The organism is Bradyrhizobium sp. Y36, from assembly GCF_002531575.1.
Classification (GTDB): Bacteria; Pseudomonadota; Alphaproteobacteria; order Rhizobiales; family Xanthobacteraceae; genus Bradyrhizobium.
Window position 1 is genome coordinate 375738 of sequence record NZ_NWTI01000003.1, and the last position, 16259, is coordinate 391996.

The following is a 16259-nucleotide window of genomic DNA, read 5'->3' on the forward strand; positions in this document are numbered from 1 at the left end:
CCCTTTGCTGCGGGGGCATGTCGTCATTCCGGCCAGCGGGACAGAAGGCCGGCGGAGGTCTCGAACAGCGCGCTGACGCGCAGCAATTCCGCGTCACACCGGAAACGGCCGACCAGTTGAAGCCCGATCGGCAGGCCGTCGCGGGCAAAGCCTGAGGGAAGGCTGACGGCTGGATGCCCGGTCATGTTGAACAGCATGGTCCAGGGGAACCAGTGCGGCCGGACACTGTCGAAATGCCGGCCATCGATCTCGATGGTGCCGAACAGGTCCTGGCCAATCGGCAACGCGGTGCGCGTCAGCGTCGGCATCGCCAGGATCTGTCCGCGCGCAAGCAGCGATTGCACCCGGCGGAACAGCGCCGTGCGCGCGAACATCGCCTCCTGGTAATCGACGCCGCTCACCTCGGTCGCGAGCGCGAGCTGCTTGAGGAAGGCCTCGCTCAGCTCGTCCTTGTGCTCGGCCGCGAGCTTTGCAAAGCGCGTGCGCCAGACGGTGTGATTGATGGCGCGCCAGATCGGCTCGATGTCGAACCCCTCTCCGGAGAATTCCTCGAGCTCGGCGCCAAGGCCAGCCAGCCGGTCAAGGCTCGCCCTGAAATTGGCGGCGACGTCGGCCGATACCGGCCGGCCCGGCGGTGTCAGGCAATACAGGACCCTGAGCCCGCGCAGGTCGCCGCGCGGAGCGGCGGTCGCGACGAAGTCAGACACGGGCACGCCGATCGACCAGGGATCGCAGGCATCCTCCCCCGCCATGGCCTGCATCATCAGCGCGGTGTCGGCAACGGTGCGGGTGGTCGGCGTGACATAGGTCTGGTTGCCGAAGGCATCGAGGGCCTGGCTGTGCGGGATCACGCCGTTGCTCTGCTTGAGGCCGACCACGCCGTTGCAGGCGGCGGGAATCCGCGTCGAGCCGCCGCCGTCGGTTGCGATCGCCAGCGGTGCGATGCCGCTGGCCACCGCCACGGCCGCACCACCGCTGGAGCCGCCGGATGAGCGGCCGGCGTCCCAGGCGTTGCGGGTGCGGCCGAACAAAGGCGAATCCGTCAGGCATTTGCTGCCGAATTCCGGCGTCGTGGTCTTGCCGATCAGGATGGCGCCCTCAGCTCGCAACCGCGCCACCGCGACCGCATCCTCGGTCGGCACGTTATCCTTGTAGGGAACGGCGCCGAAGGTGGTCTTGACGCCCCTGGTGTTGACGATGTCCTTGACCGTGACGGGGATGCCGTGCAGCAGGCCGAGCTCCTCGCCCGCCATCAGCTTGCGCTCGGCGGCGCGGGCCTCCGCCATCGCCTCGTCCCCGCAGATCGTGATGAAGCAGTTCAGCTGGTTCTGCAGCGCCTCGGCGCGCGCGAGCACGGCACTGACGATCTCGACGGGCGAAATCCGCTTTGCGGCGACGAGGCCGCGCAGTTCGGTTGCAGACAAGAGGCAGGGATCGCCGGTCATGGTCACATCACGCTCCGCTGGCCTCGTCGGCCCAATGCATTGACAGCGAGAATGACAGTTTTGTTTACTCGCCGTCCAATACGATTTCGGTCGTCAACCCATACGTTTTCGGTATGCCAATGGACCTTCGCCGGCTCCGCTATTTCGTCGCCGTCGCCGAAGCACGCAGCCTCGGCAAGGCCGCCGAGCGACTGCGGATGGCGCAGCCGCCGCTCTCCGTCCAGATCCGCAAGCTCGAGGCCGAGATCGGCGCGCCGCTGTTCCGCCGGGGCACGCGCGGCATGGACCTGACCGAGGCGGGCCAGGCGCTTCTGGCGCGCGCGAGCGAGGCGCTGGCGCTGGCCAGCGACGGCGCCGAAGCCGCGCGTGCGGTTGCCGCCGGCACGCGCGGGCGGCTCTCGGTCGGCTACATGTTCGTGCTGGCGAATGCGATGCTGCCGCGGCTCATTCCGGAGTTACGCCGCTCGGCTCCCGGCGTCGATCTCGACTTCGCCGAGCTCAGTGCCTCGACGCGCGAAGCACGGCTGCTCGATCGCAGCGTCACGATTGCCTTGTGCATGCCGGGGATCCACCATCCGGAGGTCCAGGTGGCGCGGATCGGCGCGCAGCCACTGGTGCTGGCGACGCCGATCCGCTCGCCACTCGCGCGCCTGAGCTCGGTGCCGATGGCGCGCCTTCACGGCCGCCCGCTGATCGCGCTGCCACCGCCGGAGCAAGATCCCGCCTCCTCCGCCGTCGCAGCTCTGCTGCGCCGGCATCAGATCGTGATGCCGATCGCAGGCCGGGTGGAGACCGTTCATTCGGCGATGAGCCTGGTATTGGCCGGCGAAGGCCTTGCGATCGTGCCGGCCTGCGCCAAGCTCGGCGCGCCACAGGGCATCGCTTTCCGGCCGCTGCGGGATGCAACCGATTCTATCGACGTCACGGTATGCTGGCGCCGGGACGCGCATAGCCCGCTGATCCGCACCTTCCTCAAATGCGCCGAGAAGGCCGTCGCGCGGATGTGACGGCATCACCAGCCCCAATTGATTTCGTGGCTCCAGGGCGGATCGGCACCCGGACGGGTGCAGGTCAATCCGGCGCAATTGGCGGCAAAGGACAGCGCACGGCGAAGCTCGTCCGCACCGATCGTCTTCAGCTGCGATCGGGCGAGTCTCCCCTGCTTGTGCAGGGCAAAGAGCAGCGCGGCCTGAAAGCTGTCGCCGGCACCGATGGTGTCGGCGACCGCGACCTTCGGCGCGGCGACCTCGACCTGCCCGGCCCCCGCGTGCCACGCGACGGCACCATTGCTGCCGCGGGTGATGACGACAAGGCTGGTGCCCTGCCCCAGCAATGTGCTTGCGCGCTGCTGATAGGGCTCGTCGCCGAAGAGGTAGGCAAAGTCGACATCCGACATCTTGATGAGGTCGGCGTAGCCAGCGAACTCCGCCATGCGCGCCAGGTAAGACGGCTTGTCCTTGACGAGGTTGGGCCGGCAATTCGGATCGAACGAGATCGTCGCGGCCGCGCGCGCGTCCCCGATCAACGCTTTCGTCTCGGCCGCGCCCTGGTCGTTGACCAGCGTGGTCGAGCCGACATGGAGCGCCTCGACGTCGACGAACGGAACCGTCCCGCGCCGGTAAGTCCAGTTCCGCGTCGCGGTCTCGGCATCGTAGAAGGCATAGTGCGACTCGCCCGCGACGATGCGGACGAAGGCGAGCGTGGTCTGGCGATCGCTGCGGGTAGCGAGATCGAGGTCGACGTTGGAAGCCGCAGCATGATCGGCGATCATCCGTCCGAACAGATCGGTCGAGATGCCGCCGACGAATCCGGTCGGCGCGCCGAGCCGCGCCATGCCGATCGCGACGTTGAGGCAGGAGCCGCCGACCGCGGGCATCACGGCCTCGCGTCCGTCAGCGTTTCGCGTCGGCACGAAATCGATCAGCGCATCGCCGCAGGATATCAGCATTCGTTTTCAACCTCTCGCGATGTCGCCCATCGCCGCACGGCTGCGGCGATCGACCTCGCGCAGCAGCTTGTAGACCTCACGCTTGCGCGTGTGAAACGCGGCCATATCAGGCGTGGTCGGCTCGCTTTTCCGTCCCAGCACGGACATCCTGGCCATGGTCTCGCCGATCGAGGCATAGGCGCCGCCGGCCACCGCCCCGAGCATGGCGGCGCCCAGCAGCACCGGCTCTTTCGTCTGCGGCAGCGCGACGGTGAGGCCCGTCGTATCCGCCATGATCTGCCGCACCAGCGGGCTGCGGCTCGCTCCGCCCCCCATGATCATGATGCTGGAGCGCACGCCATGCGCGGCAAAGGCCTCGATCACCTCGGCAAGCCCATAGGCTAATCCGCAAAGGCCGGCGACGAACAAACGCTCCATCGAGGCGACGTCGGTGTCGAGATCGAGACCCGCGATCACCGCGCGGGTATCCGGATCGGCATAGGGCGAGCGGTTGCCGATGAACTCCGGCAGGACATGGACGTCATGGGCGAGCAGCGCGGCACGGCTGGCGCTGCCTGCGCGCGCGATGATGCGGCGCTCGAGGAACTCGATGAGATCGACGCTCTCGCTCCGCGCCGCCGCGCTCGCCTCGGCAAAACCCGGATGCGATTTAAGGAGATGGTCAATCGCTGCACCTGCTGCGGACTGGCCGCCCTCGTTAAGCCAGAAGTCCGGGACCATGCCGGAGTAATAGGGCCCCCACACGCCCGGAACGAAGCACGGCTGCTTCGTCGTCGCCATGATGCAGGCCGACGTACCCATGATGTAGGCGAGCCGGTCGCAGACATCGTTCGCCTCGCCCGAGCCGTCGCGCCCGCCGATCGCGCCGATGCCGCCGGCATGGGCGTCGATCAAGGACGCACCGACCGGTAAGCCCGGCGGCAGGTCGAGTTCAGCTGCGGCCGCGTGGGTCAGACCGGCGCCGAGCCGCGTGCCCGGGGCGACGATCTCGGTGCCGATGCGGGCGTATGTCTCGTTGACGAAGTCAGACAGGCCAATGCGTTTGAAAAATCGCGCGCTCCAGCCGCCGCCGTCATGGGCGAGATAGTTCCATTTGCAGGTGACCGTGCAGGTCGAACGCTGCAGCGAGCCCGTCGCGCGCCAGGTCAGGTAATCCGCCAGATCGAAGAAGTGGCCGGCCGCGTCGAAGCTCGCACGAAGGTGTCGCTTGAGCCATAGCAGTTTCGGCATCTCCATCTCGGGCGAGATCGAACCGCCGACATAGCGCAGCACCGCATCCTCGGTCTCGTTGATCAGCCGCGCCTCGGCGACAGCGCGGTGGTCCATCCAGACGACGACATTGCGTTGCCTGTCGCCGGATGTGCTGACCGTGAGCGGCTCGCCCTGCCGGTCGAGCACCACGAGGGAGCAGGTGGCGTCGAACCCGATGCCGCCGATGCTGTCGGGCGCAACGGCCGCTTCCGCCATCGCCGCCCGCACCGACCTGACGCAGGCCTCCCAGATGTCCTGCGAGGACTGCTCGACGATATCACCGGGCTCGTGCCAGATCCGGATCGGATGTCGCGCGGTCGCAAGCAGGGTTCCGGCCTCGTCAAACACCCCTGCCCGCGCGCTCGTGGTCCCCACGTCGACGCCGATATACGCTCGCGGCATTGTCACTCCCGGTCGCTTTCCGTCAGTTTTGACGGTGAGCCTACCAGCAAGTGTAGCCGCCATCCACCAGCACGATACTGCCGGTCATCAGGCTCGCGGCCTCCGACGAGAGGAACAGCACGACCGAGGCGATCTCCTCGACCTGACCCATCCGCGCCATCGGCGTGCCGCCGATCCAGGCGTCGTACATCTTCGGATTGCTCTTCACGAAGGCGTTGAGGGGCGTTTCGATATAGGTCGGCGCCACCGCGTTGACGCGGATGCCCCGCGCGCCCCATTCGGCAGCGAGCGACTTGGTGAGATGATGCACGCCGGCCTTGGAGGCGTTGTAGAAGCACTGCTCCTGCGGCTTGTTGACGATGAAACCGGACATCGAGCCGACATTGACGATGGCGCCGCTTTTCGCCTTCAGCATGTGCTTGCCGAATTCGCGGCAGCACCAGAACGTGCCATTGAGGTTGACATCGATGACGTTGAGCCAGTGCTCGTCGGCAACCGTCTCGGCCGGCGTTTCGCTGCGGGCGATGCCGGCATTGTTGACGAGAATGTCGACCTTGCCGTGGCGGGCGACGAGGTCGTTCGCGACCTCCGCCACGCGCTTGGTGTCGGTCACGTCCATGATCGCGGTCTCGATGTCAAAGCCCTTGGCCTTCAGCGTGGCCTTGGCGCTCTCGGCGAACTTGCTGTCGCGATCGCCAATGACGACCCTGGCACCTGCTTCGGCCAGCGCTTCCGCGCAGGCGAGCCCGATGCCCTGCCCGCCGCCGGTGATGAACGCGGTCTTGCCGCTCAGCTTGAATTTTTCCAGGTACATGATCGTATTCCGTTTCTTGTCAGTTCCGAAGGGCGTTGCCGCTCTGGTCGAAGCGATGGATCCGCGCGGGATCCGGCACCAGCGAGACGCGGTCGCCGGCATGCAGGCTCAATTCGCCGACGTAGCGCGCCGTCAGCATCCCGAGCGGGCCGGCATCGACGTAGAGGAAGGTGTCGCTGCCGAGATGCTCGGCGACTGCGATCGTGCCGACCCAGCCGGCAGCACCGTCGCGCTCGATCTTCAGATGCTCCGGCCGCACGCCGATGGTCGCCGCGCCCTGCTGCTGAGCGAGCTCGCCGGTGACGAAGTTCATCTTCGGGGAGCCGATGAAGCCGGCAACGAAGAGATTGGCCGGCCGCTCGTAGAGCTCCAGCGGCGAGCCGTATTGCTCGATCTTGCCGGCATTGAGCACGACGATCTTGTCGGCCATGGTCATGGCCTCGACCTGGTCGTGGGTGACGTAGATCGCGGTGGTGCCGAGCTGCTTCTGCAGCCGCGTCACCTCGATGCGCATCTGCACGCGCAGCGCGGCATCGAGATTGGAGAGCGGCTCGTCGAACAGGAAGCCCTTGGGCTCGCGGACGATGGCGCGTCCGATCGCGACGCGCTGGCGTTGGCCGCCCGAGAGTTCGCGCGGCTTGCGGTCGAGGTAAGGCGTCAGGTTCAGCGTCGCAGCGGCCGCCTCAACCTTGCGGTTGATCTCGTCCTTGGGCAATCCCGCCATCTTCAGGCCGAAGCCGATATTGCCGCGCACACTCATATGCGGATAGAGCGCGTAGGACTGGAACACCATCGAGAGGCCACGCTTCGCCGGCGGCGTGTCGACCACGTTCTTGCCGTCGATCAGGATGCTGCCGCCGGTGACGTCCTCGAGCCCGGCGATCAGCCGCAGCAAGGTGGTCTTGCCGCAACCGGAAGGACCGACGAACACGACGAAAGAGCCGTCAGCAATGTCGAGGTCGGCGCCCTTGATGATATGCACGGGGCCGAAGGATTTCTGCACGCCCTGAAGTGTGATCTGACCCATGATCCGGCAGCCCTTTACTTCACCGCGCCAAAGGTCAGCCCGCGCACGAGCTGCTTCTGGCTGAACCAACCGAGGACGAGAATGGGCGCGATCGCCAGCGTGGAGGCCGCCGACAGTTTGGCCCAGAACAGCCCTTCAGGGCTGGAATAGGATGCGATGAACGTGGTGAGTGGCGCTGCGTTCGAGGTCGATAGGTTCAGCGTCCAGAACGCCTCGTTCCAGGCCAGGATCAGGTTCAGCAGCAGCGTCGATGCCAGCCCCGGTATGGCCATCGGCGTCAAGACGTAGACCAGTTCGCGGCCGATGGTGGCGCCGTCCATGCGCGCGGCTTCCAGGATGTCGCGCGGGATCTCCTTGAAATACGTGAACAGCATCCAGATGACGATCGGCAGATTGCCGAGGCACAGGATGAAGACGAGGCCGATGCGGGAATCCAGCAGACCGAACGTCTTGTAGATCAGATAGATCGGCACCAGCACGCCAACCGGCGGCATCATCTTGGTCGAGAGCATCCAGAGCAGGATGTCCTTGGTACGCTTGGTCGGGGAGAACGCCATCGACCACGCCGCGGGGATCGCGATCAGGAGCGCAATGAGCGTTGAGCCGCCGGCGATGATGATCGAGTTCGTCGCGTGCAGGAGATAGTCGCTGCGCTCTTGCACGGTCGCATAGTTTTCCGTGGTCCAGTGGAAGAACAGGAAGGACGGCGGGATGGCGAAGGCCTCGAGTTCGGTCTTGAAGCTTGTCAGCACCATCCAGAGGATCGGGAAGAAGATCAGGAAGCCGAAGAACCAGGCCCCGATCGTCGAGACCACCACGTGCCGCGTCGTCGCCATCCGTGCCATGTGTCATGCCTCCAGATTGCGTCCGACAATGCGGACGAGGAAGAAGGCAACGATATTGGCGATCACCACGGCAACAAGGCCGCCCGCGGACGCGCTGCCGACGTCGAACTGGATCAGTGCCTGCGAATAGATCAGGAAGGCGATGTTGGTCGTTTGCAGGCCCGGCCCGCCGCCGGTGGTGACGAAGATCTCGGCGAACACGGTCAGCAGGAAGATGGTCTCGATCAGGATCACCACCGTGATCGGCCGCGCCAGATGCGGCAGCGTGATGTAGATGAAGGTCGAGATCGGGCGGGCGCCGTCCATCTCGGCCGCTTCCTTCTGCTCCTCGTCGAGCGACTGCAGCGCGGTGAGCAGGATCAGCGTCGCGAAGGGCAGCCACTGCCACGTCACGATCAGGATCACCGCAAACAGCGGCACGTCGTTGAACCAGTCGATCGGCGTCAGGCCAAACAGCGAGGCCAGCCAGGCGAACAGGCCGGAAACCGGATGCATCAGCAGGTTCTTCCAGACCAGAGCGCTCACCGTGGGCATTACGAAGAACGGGGCGATCACCATCAGTCGCACGAAATTGCGCCCGATCACCGGCTGATCCATCAAGAGCGCCAGGGGAGTGCCGAGCAGGATCGTCAGCGCCAGCACCGAGCCGACCAGCACCAGCGTGTTCTGGAGCGAGGCCAGGAATGCGGGATCGGTGAGGAAGTAGCGGAAGTTCTCCAGACCGACGAAGGATTCCGAGCCGGGATCGAGCAGGCTGTAATGCAGCGTCGAGAAATAGATCGTCAGCGCCAACGGGACGATCATCCAGATGAACAGCAGCCCGACGGCCGGCGCCAGGAGCGCACGCGCCAGAAACTGCGTCTGTCGGGTTGCCATCGTTGGCTTCTCCTTCAGAGCGTTTTCGAGCGAAGTGGAGACCGGTTCGCGGGAGGAAAACGCGTCAAAATGAAACCTCGGGAAGAAGGCGGCCATCCATAGCTCTGGATGGCCGCAAGTCGGAGCTCAGGAGGTCGAGCTCGGGGTCACTTGATGTAGCCGGCGCGCTTCATTTCCCGCTCGGTCGCCGATTGCGCCGCGGTGAGCGCGGCATCGACCGTCATCGAGCCCGCAAGCGCGGCCGAAAATTGCTGGCCGACCTGGGTGCCGATGCCCTGGAATTCGGGGATTGCAGCGTATTGCACGCCGACGTAAGGCACCGGCTTCACCGTGGGCTTGTTCGGATCAGCCGCGTCGATCGAGGCCAGCGTCAGTTTCGCGAACGGCGCGACCTTCAGATAGTCCTCGTTCTTGTAGAGCGAGGTGCGCGTGCCCGGCGGCACGTTGGCCCAGCCCTCCTTCGACGCCACGAGCTTGGTGTAATCCTTGCTGGTTGCCCAGGCGATGAACTTCTCGGCCGCTTCCGCCTTCTTGGAGCCGGCGGGGATTGCGAGGTTCCAGGCCCACAGCCAGTTGGCGTTCTTGCCGAGCCCGGTGTTGGGCGCGAGCGCAAAGCCGACCTTGTCGGCAACCTTGGAATCCTTGGGGTTGGTGACAAAGGACGCCGCCACCGTCGCGTCGATCCACATCGCGCACTTGCCGGCGTTGAACAGCGCGAGGTTCTCGTTGAAGCCGTTGGAGCTTGCGCCGGGAGGCCCGGCTTCCTTCATCAGATTGACGTAGGTCGTGAGCGTCGCCTTCCATTCCGGCGTGTTGAACTGCGGCTGCCACTTCTCGTCGAACCAGCGCGCGCCGTAGGAATTGGCCATGGCCGAGAGGAACGCCATGTTCTCGCCCCAGCCGGCCTTGCCGCGCAGGCAGATGCCGTAGGTGCCGGCGCTCTTGTCGGTCAGCTTCTTGGCGGCGTCGATGACGAAGTCCCAGGTCGGCTTCTCCGGCATCTTCAGGCCGGCCTTGTCGAACAGGTCGGTACGGTACATCACCATCGAGCTCTCGCCGTAGAACGGCGCGGCGTAGAGCTTGCCGTCGGCGGAGACCGCGTCCTTGATCCTGGGCAGAAGGTCGGCGACGTCGTAATCGGCGCCGAGATTGGCGAGCGGCACCAGCCAGCCCTTCTTGGCCCAGATCGGCACCTCATAGGTGCCAATGGTGAGCACATCGAACTGACCGCCCTTGGTGGCGATGTCGGTGGTGACGCGCTGGCGCAGCACGTTTTCCTCCAGCGTCACCCATTTCACCGAGATGTCGGGGTTCTTCTTGGTGAATTCGCTCGTCAGCCCCTGCATGCGGATCATGTCGCCGTTGTTCACGGTGGCGATCGTCAGGGTCGTTTCGGCCATCGCGGGGACGGCCAGCAAAAGTGCAGACGCGCCGCAGACGGCGCCCAGGACATGTTTCACGGTGACCTCCCCTCAACTCGCGTTTTGAGCATATGCCCACGCGTTGAGCGTATGTTCAATGGAGGGACCGGACTTGTCAAGCAGGCGCGGGGCCGTTCCATCAACTTATGAGTGCTGCAATGCGGGAGGGGTGGCAGGTGTCGCCCCGCCCTCACTGTCGTGTCCCGCGAAAGCGGGGCACCCAGCACTCCGTGACGTCTATTGGTTTGCCTAAAGCGTGGCCGCGGCGTACTGGATCGTCCGCGCCAGTGCGCAGTTGCGCGCAAGGCGGACGATGACAGCGGAGCGAGCGGCGAGATCGTATGCCTCGCTGACGCTCGAAACCCGCCGGCCCTACCGCTCCAGGATCGCCCTTGCGGTCGTCTCGTCCGTGATCAACCCGTTGACCAGACCGCCGTTCAGGGCCGCCGCGATCGCCGGCACCTTGGCCGCGCCGATCGCGGCACCGATCGTCGTGGTCCTTGCCGGCACTTCCGGCGGAATGCTGGTGAGGCGCTTGTTGGTGCCGGCCTTGAGCAGACGACCCTTCGAATCATAGGCCCAGCCGGTGATCTCACCGATGGCGCCGAGCCGCATCATCTCGAATAATTCGTCGCGCGTGACGAAGCCGTCGATGTGAACCTGCGCCTTCTGGTCCATCTGGCCGATGCCGACGAGGCGCAAATCCGCCCTGGCCGCCACCGCCTTCACCTTGGCGATCGGCTCGATGCGGACCATCTTGTTGCGCTCGTCCTCGGACGACATCAGGAACGGCAGCGGCATCGGATAGTGCCGCGCCCCGGTGCGGTCCGCGAGCCGGCCGACGGTGTCGTAGAAGCTCGCCGAGCCGTCGGCGGAGATGGTGCCGACCAGCGAGACGATCTGGTGATTGGGCCGGTCGATCGGCGTGACGCGCTCGACGGCCGCGCGCACCGCCCGGCCGGTGCCGAGTGCGACGATCACGGGCGTTTCCGAGCGCAGCGTCGCATCGAGCAGATTGGCGCAGCGTTCGGCGATGCCTGCCGTGGCCTGCGGGGCCGCAGGATCGGCCGGCACCACCTCGCAATGGACGAGGTCGAAACGCTCCTTCAGGCGCGCCGCGAGCTCCATGCAGGCGGCGATGGGATGTTCGAGCCGAAACGTGATGAGGCGCTCGGCAAGGCACAGCGACACCAGTCGCTGCGCCGATGCGCGCGAGACCTGCAGCATCTTCGCGATCTCGTCCTGGGTGTGACCGGCGATGAAATAGAGCCAGCCGGCGCGCGCGGCGTCGTCGAGTCGCGACTTGTCGTTCTCGGCGGCCATGCGGGCCTCATCCCTCCCAGAAATCGCCCATGCGCGCGAAGACCCGGTCCGCCCCCGCGCTCGACAATATAGCCGCTCCGTCGCGTCCGCGGTAATGGCTGCCGCCGACAAATCCCCAGACCGTCATGCCGGCCGCCTTGCCGGCCTTGACGCCACTGACGCTGTCCTCGATCACCAGCGCGCGCTCGGGCGAGACGCGCATCTTCTCGGCTGCGTACAGGAAGAGATCCGGCGCCGGCTTGCCATGCCGGACCATTTGCGCGGTGTAGAGCCGCTCGCCGAAATGCGCCCGCAGGCCGGTGACGTCGAGCGAGAGCGCGACGCGGTCAAGGTCGCTGGACGAGGCCACGCAAAACGGCACGGACAGGTCGGACATCACGCCGGCAATGCCGGGAATCGGCTCAAGCGAAGCTGTGAATGTCGACAGCACCCGGGACTTCAGGCGCGGCAGAAAGCCGTCCGGCACGACCTGGCCCAAATCGCGAAAATGCTGCTCGATCGCCTTGGTGCTGCGGCCGAGAAAGAGTTCGAGCGCCTGCTCCAGGCTGAGCGCAATGCCGTACTCGGCCAGCACCTCGGACAGGCATCGGCAGCTCAACAGCTCGCTGTCGACGAGCACGCCGTCGCAATCGAAGATGATCAGATCGGGTCTGGGCTGGCCTGGGTCCATCCGGACATACGATCATATACTCAAGATATGAGCAATAGTTCACTCAAGAGCGGAACGACGCGGGGTTTTGCCGCTATTGGTGCGCCACCTGCCGGTAGATCGCCGGCAGCGCGGCTGGCAGCCGCTTGATGTTGCCGACGATCGCGTAGCCGCCGCGACCGAACAGGGTCGGGAAGTAGGATTGCGCGGTGGCGTCCACCGTGACGCCGAAGGCGGCGATGCCGAGCCGGCGCGCCTCTTGCACCGACTTGCGGGTGTCCTCGACCGCGAAGCGGCCCTCGTAATGATCGACGTCGTTCGGCTTGCCGTCGGTGAGGACGATCAGCAGCTTCTTGCGCTGCGGCTGGCGGGCAAGCTCGGCCGCGGCGTGGCGCACGGCCGCGCCGATGCGCGTGTAATAGCCGGGCTTCAACGCGCCGATGCGGCGCTCCACCGTCGCACTCATCGGCTCGCCGAAGGCCTTGACCGTTTCGAGCCGCACCCAGGAGCGCCGGCGCGAGGTGAAGGTCAGGATGTTGTGGTGGTCACCGCAGGCCGAGAGCCCGTGGGCGAGCACCAGCAGCGCCTCCTTCTCGACGTCGAGCACGCGGTAGCCATCGACCCAGGCATCCGTCGACAGCGAGACGTCGACCAGCAGCGTGACGGCGAGATCGTGCCCTTGCGGGCGCATCGCGACGTGGATGCGGTCGAGACCGCTGCCGCCGCTGCCGGCGCGGAGGTCGCATTGCGCGCGCACCAGCGCGTCGAGATCGAGGTCGTGTCCGTCGGCCTGCGCGCGCATCAGCTCGTGCCGCGGGCGCAGCACCTCGAAGCGGCGGCGCACCTGACGGATATGCCGGCGCGTGGCGTCGTCGGGCGTCCAGCTCTCCCCCTGCTCCGAGGCCCCCGCCGCAAGCACGCGGCAATGATCCGGCAGATAGGAGCCGCTGCGATAATCCCATTCGGGATAGGTGAGATCCGCATTCAGCTTCGATGTGTCGAGGGCTTCCGGCGGCAGGTCGAGATCGAACTTGAACCGGCTCGCGGGCTTGCCGGTGCGGCGGCTGAGCGTGATCTCCTCGAGATCGTCGGCGGCCTTCTGCGCGTCCTCGTCATCGCTGTCGTCGGCGGGACGATCGACATTGACCATCTCGGCCATCGCGAGAATCTTCTCGAAACGATTGAGCACGAAAGGATCGCGGCGGTTGGCATTGTCCTCGCGCTCGCGGACGGCGAAGCGCTTGCGATTGTCATCGGCCGCGGCTTCAGCTCCCGGCGCGCACTCGTCCTCGCCGGCATGGGCGGGCGAGAGCTCGCGTGTCCAGCAATCCCCCCAGAGCGGGCACGGCAGGATCGAATGATAGCCCGGCGGCGCCTTGTCGGGCAGCGGGCCCGTTCCCATCATTGCCGGCCACAGCTTGCCGGCAGGCGCCTTGCCGGTTCCGAGCAGGGCCAGCACGATCTGCTCGACCTCCTGCTCGATGCGCGGCAGCGGGCGGCGAGGTCTGGCCTCGGCAGTTGCTGCGGCGAGCCTGGCGTAGTCGCCGACAAGGCCGGGGAATTGCGTGAGCACCCAGACCGCCGTCTCGCTGGCCCGGCGCAACACCAGAAGATCCCGCCGCAGCGGATCGGCTTCCGTGATCGTCTCGATCGGCGCGGCTGCGAACCACGCCGCCAGCCAACGATAGAGCGCCGCGTTCAACGCGCGGTCGGGAAAGATCGAGATACGATCGGGAAGGAAGATGGTCGCGGCATCGCGGCCCGGCTGCTCCAATCGCTCGTCGCCAAGACCGATGCGCTGCCGCCAGCCGAGACGATGCCCCGACTTTCGGGCGCTTGCGCTTGCAATCTGCACCCCGGTCTCGCCGCCGAGCGCACGGAACATCACCGCGAGCCGGCCCCTCATGTCGGTCAGCGCGACAGCGTGATCGTCGTGGACCGGATAGCTCGCTGTGCCGCCGACCATCCTGTGCCAGGCGCGACCGACCGTCTCCTCCAGTTCGAGGAAGTCGAGCATGGGCGTGGCCTCACCCGATGACGGCGCGCGCGACGTCCAGCAGCGCCGCCTTCACGTCGGCGTCGTCGGTGAGCGGCTCGATCATGCCGGCCAGCACGGCGTCGGCGATCGGCATGCCCGCAGCGATCAGGGTCGCGCAATAGACTACGAGCCGGGTCGAGACGCCCTCTTCCAGATCGTGGCCCTTGAGCGCGCGCAGCCGCCCAGCCAGCCCCACCAGCGGCCGCACGCGCTCCGGCGACAGCCCGCTTTCGGCGGACACGACGCCGATCTCGTGCTCTGGCGGCAGGAAATCGAATTCGATGGCGACGAAGCGCTGGCGCGTCGAGGGCTTCAAGGCCTTCAGCAGCGTCTGGTAGCCGGGATTGTAGGAGACGACGAGCATGAAGCTGTTCGGCGCCGCCAGCTCCTCGCCGGTGCGTTCCAGCGGCAGGATGCGGCGATCGTCGGTCAGCGGATGCAGCACGACGGTGACGTCCTTGCGTGCCTCCACGACCTCGTCGAGATAGCAGATGCCACCTTCGCGCACGGCGCGCGTCAGCGGACCATCGGTCCATACGGTGTCGCCGCCCCTGAGCAGATAGCGGCCGGTGAGATCGGCGGCGGTCAGATCGTCGTGACAGGCGACGGTGTGAAGCGGCAGGCCCAGCCGCGCCGCCATATGCGCGACGAAGCGCGTCTTGCCACAGCCGGTCGGCCCCTTGAGCAGCACCGGCAGACGCCGCCGCCAGGCATGCTCGAAAAGCTCGCATTCGCGTCCGGATGGAACATAGGCCGGCAGCTCGGGCGCCGACGTCACCGTGTGAAGGGCAGCTTTCATGATGTCTCTCCGGACTTTCCAGGAAGGAGGCGGCCGCGACGAACCGCGGCCGCCCTTTCTCGTTTACTCGGCCGGCTGCAGTGCGGCGGAAATAGTCGCCTGCTTCTCGCGGCCCGGCACCAGCACGGCCCAGACGAACATCAGCGCGGAGATCGCAACGAACACACCGGAGCCGAGGCGGACCCAGTAGAACATCGCGAGCTGGTCTTGCACGTCCATGTAGCTCTGGCCGAGCACGCGCTGCAGGTGAACCTGAACCACGCCGGCAAAGGTGAGCGCGAAGGTCATGGTCATCATCGCCGTGCACATGATCCAGAAGCTGGTCATGGAGAGCCACTGGTTATAGGGCGCACGTCCCTTGAGCTGCGGGATCGCGTAGGCCATCACCGACAGGTTCAGCATCACATAGGCGCCGAAGAAGGCGAGATGGCCGTGCGCCGCGGTGACCTGGGTGCCGTGGGTGTAGTAGTTCACCGAGGACAGCGTGTGCAGGAAGCCCCACACGCCGGCGCCGAGGAACGCCATCACCGAGCAGCCAACCGACCACAACAGCGCGGCACGGTTCGGATGCTTGCGGCCGGCCTTCCAGGTCATCTGCACCGTGAAGATCACCATGGTGAAGAACGGCGCGACTTCGAGCGTGGAGAACAGCGAGCCGATCCACTGCCAGTAACCGGGCGCGCCGATCCAATAGAAGTGGTGGCCGGTGCCGAGAATGCCCGAGAACAGGGCAAGGCCAATGATGACGTAGAGCCACTTCTCGACGACCTCACGATCGATGCCGTTGAGCTTGATCATGAGATAGGCGAGCACGGAGGCCATGATCAGCTCCCAGACGCCCTCGACCCAGAGATGAACGACGTACCACCAATACATCTTGTCGACGGCAAGGTTCGCCGGATTGTAAAAGGCGAACAGGAAGAAGATCGCAACGCCCCACAGACCGAACAACAGGATGTTGGTGATCGTGGTCTTGCGCCCCTTCAGCGCCGTCATCGTGACGTTGAACAGGAACATCAGGCAGACGACGACGATGCCGACCTTGATGATGAAGGGCTGCTCGAGGAACTCGCGGCCCTCGTGATAGTGGAAGAGGTAGCCGACCACGGCAACGCCGGCTGCGCCGAAGAACATCCAGAACTGGATCTTCGCCAGCAGCGGGCTGTAGAGCTCGTTCTCGGTCTCTTCCGGGAGCAGATAGTAGGTTGCCCCCATGAAGCCGATCAGCGACCATACGATCAGCGCGTTGGTGTGGATCATCCGGACGATGTTGAACGGCAGGATGACCGACAGGGTATTGGGCAGGACGTAGATCGTTCCGGCGAGAAGGCCAAACAGGACCTGGGCCAGGAACAAGGTCAGCGCGCCGTAGAAATACAGCATCGCGACTTTCTGGGTTTGATATTTCATCTCGGGTTCTC

The 16259-nt window shown here is 65.8% G+C and carries 14 protein-coding genes; 1 reads left to right on the forward strand and 13 read right to left on the reverse strand.

The window, feature by feature from the left end; genetic code table 11:
- Window positions 1-23: 23 nt before the first annotated feature.
- The gene (locus CO669_RS08400; RefSeq protein WP_198963908.1) at window positions 24-1445 is read right to left on the reverse strand and encodes an amidase; all 1422 of its coding nucleotides are present in this window, start codon (window positions 1443-1445) and stop codon (window positions 24-26) included.
- Window positions 1446-1564: 119 nt separating this feature from the next.
- Here CO669_RS08400 and CO669_RS08405 point away from each other — a divergent pair, with 119 nt between their 5' ends.
- A complete protein-coding gene (locus CO669_RS08405; RefSeq protein WP_097659307.1) occupies window positions 1565-2452 on the forward strand; it encodes a LysR family transcriptional regulator in 888 nt (295 codons plus the stop codon).
- 5 nt (window positions 2453-2457) lie between these two features.
- Here the strand turns inward: CO669_RS08405 and CO669_RS08410 are convergent, their stop codons facing one another.
- The 12 genes from CO669_RS08410 to CO669_RS08465 all read right to left on the reverse strand — a co-directional run bounded on the left by CO669_RS08410 (window position 2458) and on the right by CO669_RS08465 (window position 16248).
- Complete coding sequence (locus tag CO669_RS08410; protein ID WP_097659308.1) at window positions 2458-3393, reverse strand: carbohydrate kinase family protein; 936 nt, start codon at window positions 3391-3393, stop codon at window positions 2458-2460.
- A 6-nt stretch (window positions 3394-3399) separates the two neighbouring features.
- Window positions 3400-5046: an FGGY-family carbohydrate kinase gene (locus CO669_RS08415; RefSeq protein ID WP_097659309.1), complete on the reverse strand. Its 1647-nt coding sequence runs from the start codon at window positions 5044-5046 to the stop codon at window positions 3400-3402.
- A 40-nt stretch (window positions 5047-5086) separates the two neighbouring features.
- On the reverse strand, window positions 5087-5860 hold the full coding sequence (locus CO669_RS08420) for an SDR family NAD(P)-dependent oxidoreductase (RefSeq protein WP_097659310.1): 774 nt from the start codon (window positions 5858-5860) through the stop codon (window positions 5087-5089).
- A 19-nt stretch (window positions 5861-5879) separates the two neighbouring features.
- Window positions 5880-6887: an ABC transporter ATP-binding protein gene (locus CO669_RS08425; RefSeq protein ID WP_097659311.1), complete on the reverse strand. Its 1008-nt coding sequence runs from the start codon at window positions 6885-6887 to the stop codon at window positions 5880-5882.
- 14 nt (window positions 6888-6901) lie between these two features.
- On the reverse strand, window positions 6902-7732 hold the full coding sequence (locus CO669_RS08430) for a carbohydrate ABC transporter permease (RefSeq protein ID WP_097659312.1): 831 nt from the start codon (window positions 7730-7732) through the stop codon (window positions 6902-6904).
- A gap of 3 nt (window positions 7733-7735) precedes the next feature.
- Complete coding sequence (locus CO669_RS08435; protein WP_097659408.1) at window positions 7736-8608, reverse strand: carbohydrate ABC transporter permease; 873 nt, start codon at window positions 8606-8608, stop codon at window positions 7736-7738.
- A gap of 146 nt (window positions 8609-8754) precedes the next feature.
- Entirely contained in the window at window positions 8755-10008 is a 1254-nt protein-coding gene (locus CO669_RS08440) for an ABC transporter substrate-binding protein (RefSeq protein ID WP_245444240.1), read from the reverse strand.
- Window positions 10009-10401: 393 nt separating this feature from the next.
- Window positions 10402-11352, reverse strand: a complete 951-nt coding sequence (locus CO669_RS08445) for a sugar-binding transcriptional regulator (protein WP_097659314.1) — start codon at window positions 11350-11352, stop codon at window positions 10402-10404.
- Window positions 11353-11359: 7 nt separating this feature from the next.
- Window positions 11360-12022: an HAD family hydrolase gene (locus tag CO669_RS08450; protein ID WP_097659315.1), complete on the reverse strand. Its 663-nt coding sequence runs from the start codon at window positions 12020-12022 to the stop codon at window positions 11360-11362.
- A 73-nt stretch (window positions 12023-12095) separates the two neighbouring features.
- On the reverse strand, window positions 12096-14018 hold the full coding sequence (locus CO669_RS08455) for a nitric oxide reductase activation protein NorD (protein ID WP_097659316.1): 1923 nt from the start codon (window positions 14016-14018) through the stop codon (window positions 12096-12098).
- Between the two features lie 10 nt (window positions 14019-14028).
- Window positions 14029-14838: a CbbQ/NirQ/NorQ/GpvN family protein gene (locus tag CO669_RS08460; RefSeq protein WP_097659317.1), complete on the reverse strand. Its 810-nt coding sequence runs from the start codon at window positions 14836-14838 to the stop codon at window positions 14029-14031.
- A 63-nt stretch (window positions 14839-14901) separates the two neighbouring features.
- On the reverse strand, window positions 14902-16248 hold the full coding sequence (locus CO669_RS08465) for a cbb3-type cytochrome c oxidase subunit I (protein ID WP_097659318.1): 1347 nt from the start codon (window positions 16246-16248) through the stop codon (window positions 14902-14904).
- Window positions 16249-16259 lie beyond the last annotated feature (11 nt).

Bases quoted from the DNA above. Each gene is read 5' to 3' on its own strand.
- CO669_RS08405 (WP_097659307.1), top strand. From the start codon at position 1,565: ATGGACCTTCGCCGGCTCCGCTATTTCGTCGCCGTCGCCGAAGCACGC.
- CO669_RS08410 (WP_097659308.1), bottom strand. From the start codon at position 3,393: ATGCTGATATCCTGCGGCGATGCGCTGATCGATTTCGTGCCGACGCGA.
- CO669_RS08430 (WP_097659312.1), bottom strand. From the start codon at position 7,732: ATGGCACGGATGGCGACGACGCGGCACGTGGTGGTCTCGACGATCGGG.
- CO669_RS08465 (WP_097659318.1), bottom strand. From the start codon at position 16,248: ATGAAATATCAAACCCAGAAAGTCGCGATGCTGTATTTCTACGGCGCG.
- CO669_RS08425 (WP_097659311.1), bottom strand. From the start codon at position 6,887: ATGGGTCAGATCACACTTCAGGGCGTGCAGAAATCCTTCGGCCCCGTG.
- CO669_RS08440 (WP_245444240.1), bottom strand. From the start codon at position 10,008: ATGGCCGAAACGACCCTGACGATCGCCACCGTGAACAACGGCGACATG.
- CO669_RS08445 (WP_097659314.1), bottom strand. From the start codon at position 11,352: ATGGCCGCCGAGAACGACAAGTCGCGACTCGACGACGCCGCGCGCGCC.
- CO669_RS08460 (WP_097659317.1), bottom strand. From the start codon at position 14,838: ATGAAAGCTGCCCTTCACACGGTGACGTCGGCGCCCGAGCTGCCGGCC.
- CO669_RS08455 (WP_097659316.1), bottom strand. From the start codon at position 14,018: ATGCTCGACTTCCTCGAACTGGAGGAGACGGTCGGTCGCGCCTGGCAC.
- CO669_RS08420 (WP_097659310.1), bottom strand. From the start codon at position 5,860: ATGTACCTGGAAAAATTCAAGCTGAGCGGCAAGACCGCGTTCATCACC.
- CO669_RS08415 (WP_097659309.1), bottom strand. From the start codon at position 5,046: ATGCCGCGAGCGTATATCGGCGTCGACGTGGGGACCACGAGCGCGCGG.
- CO669_RS08435 (WP_097659408.1), bottom strand. From the start codon at position 8,608: ATGGCAACCCGACAGACGCAGTTTCTGGCGCGTGCGCTCCTGGCGCCG.
- CO669_RS08450 (WP_097659315.1), bottom strand. From the start codon at position 12,022: ATGGACCCAGGCCAGCCCAGACCCGATCTGATCATCTTCGATTGCGAC.
- CO669_RS08400 (WP_198963908.1), bottom strand. From the start codon at position 1,445: ATGACCGGCGATCCCTGCCTCTTGTCTGCAACCGAACTGCGCGGCCTC.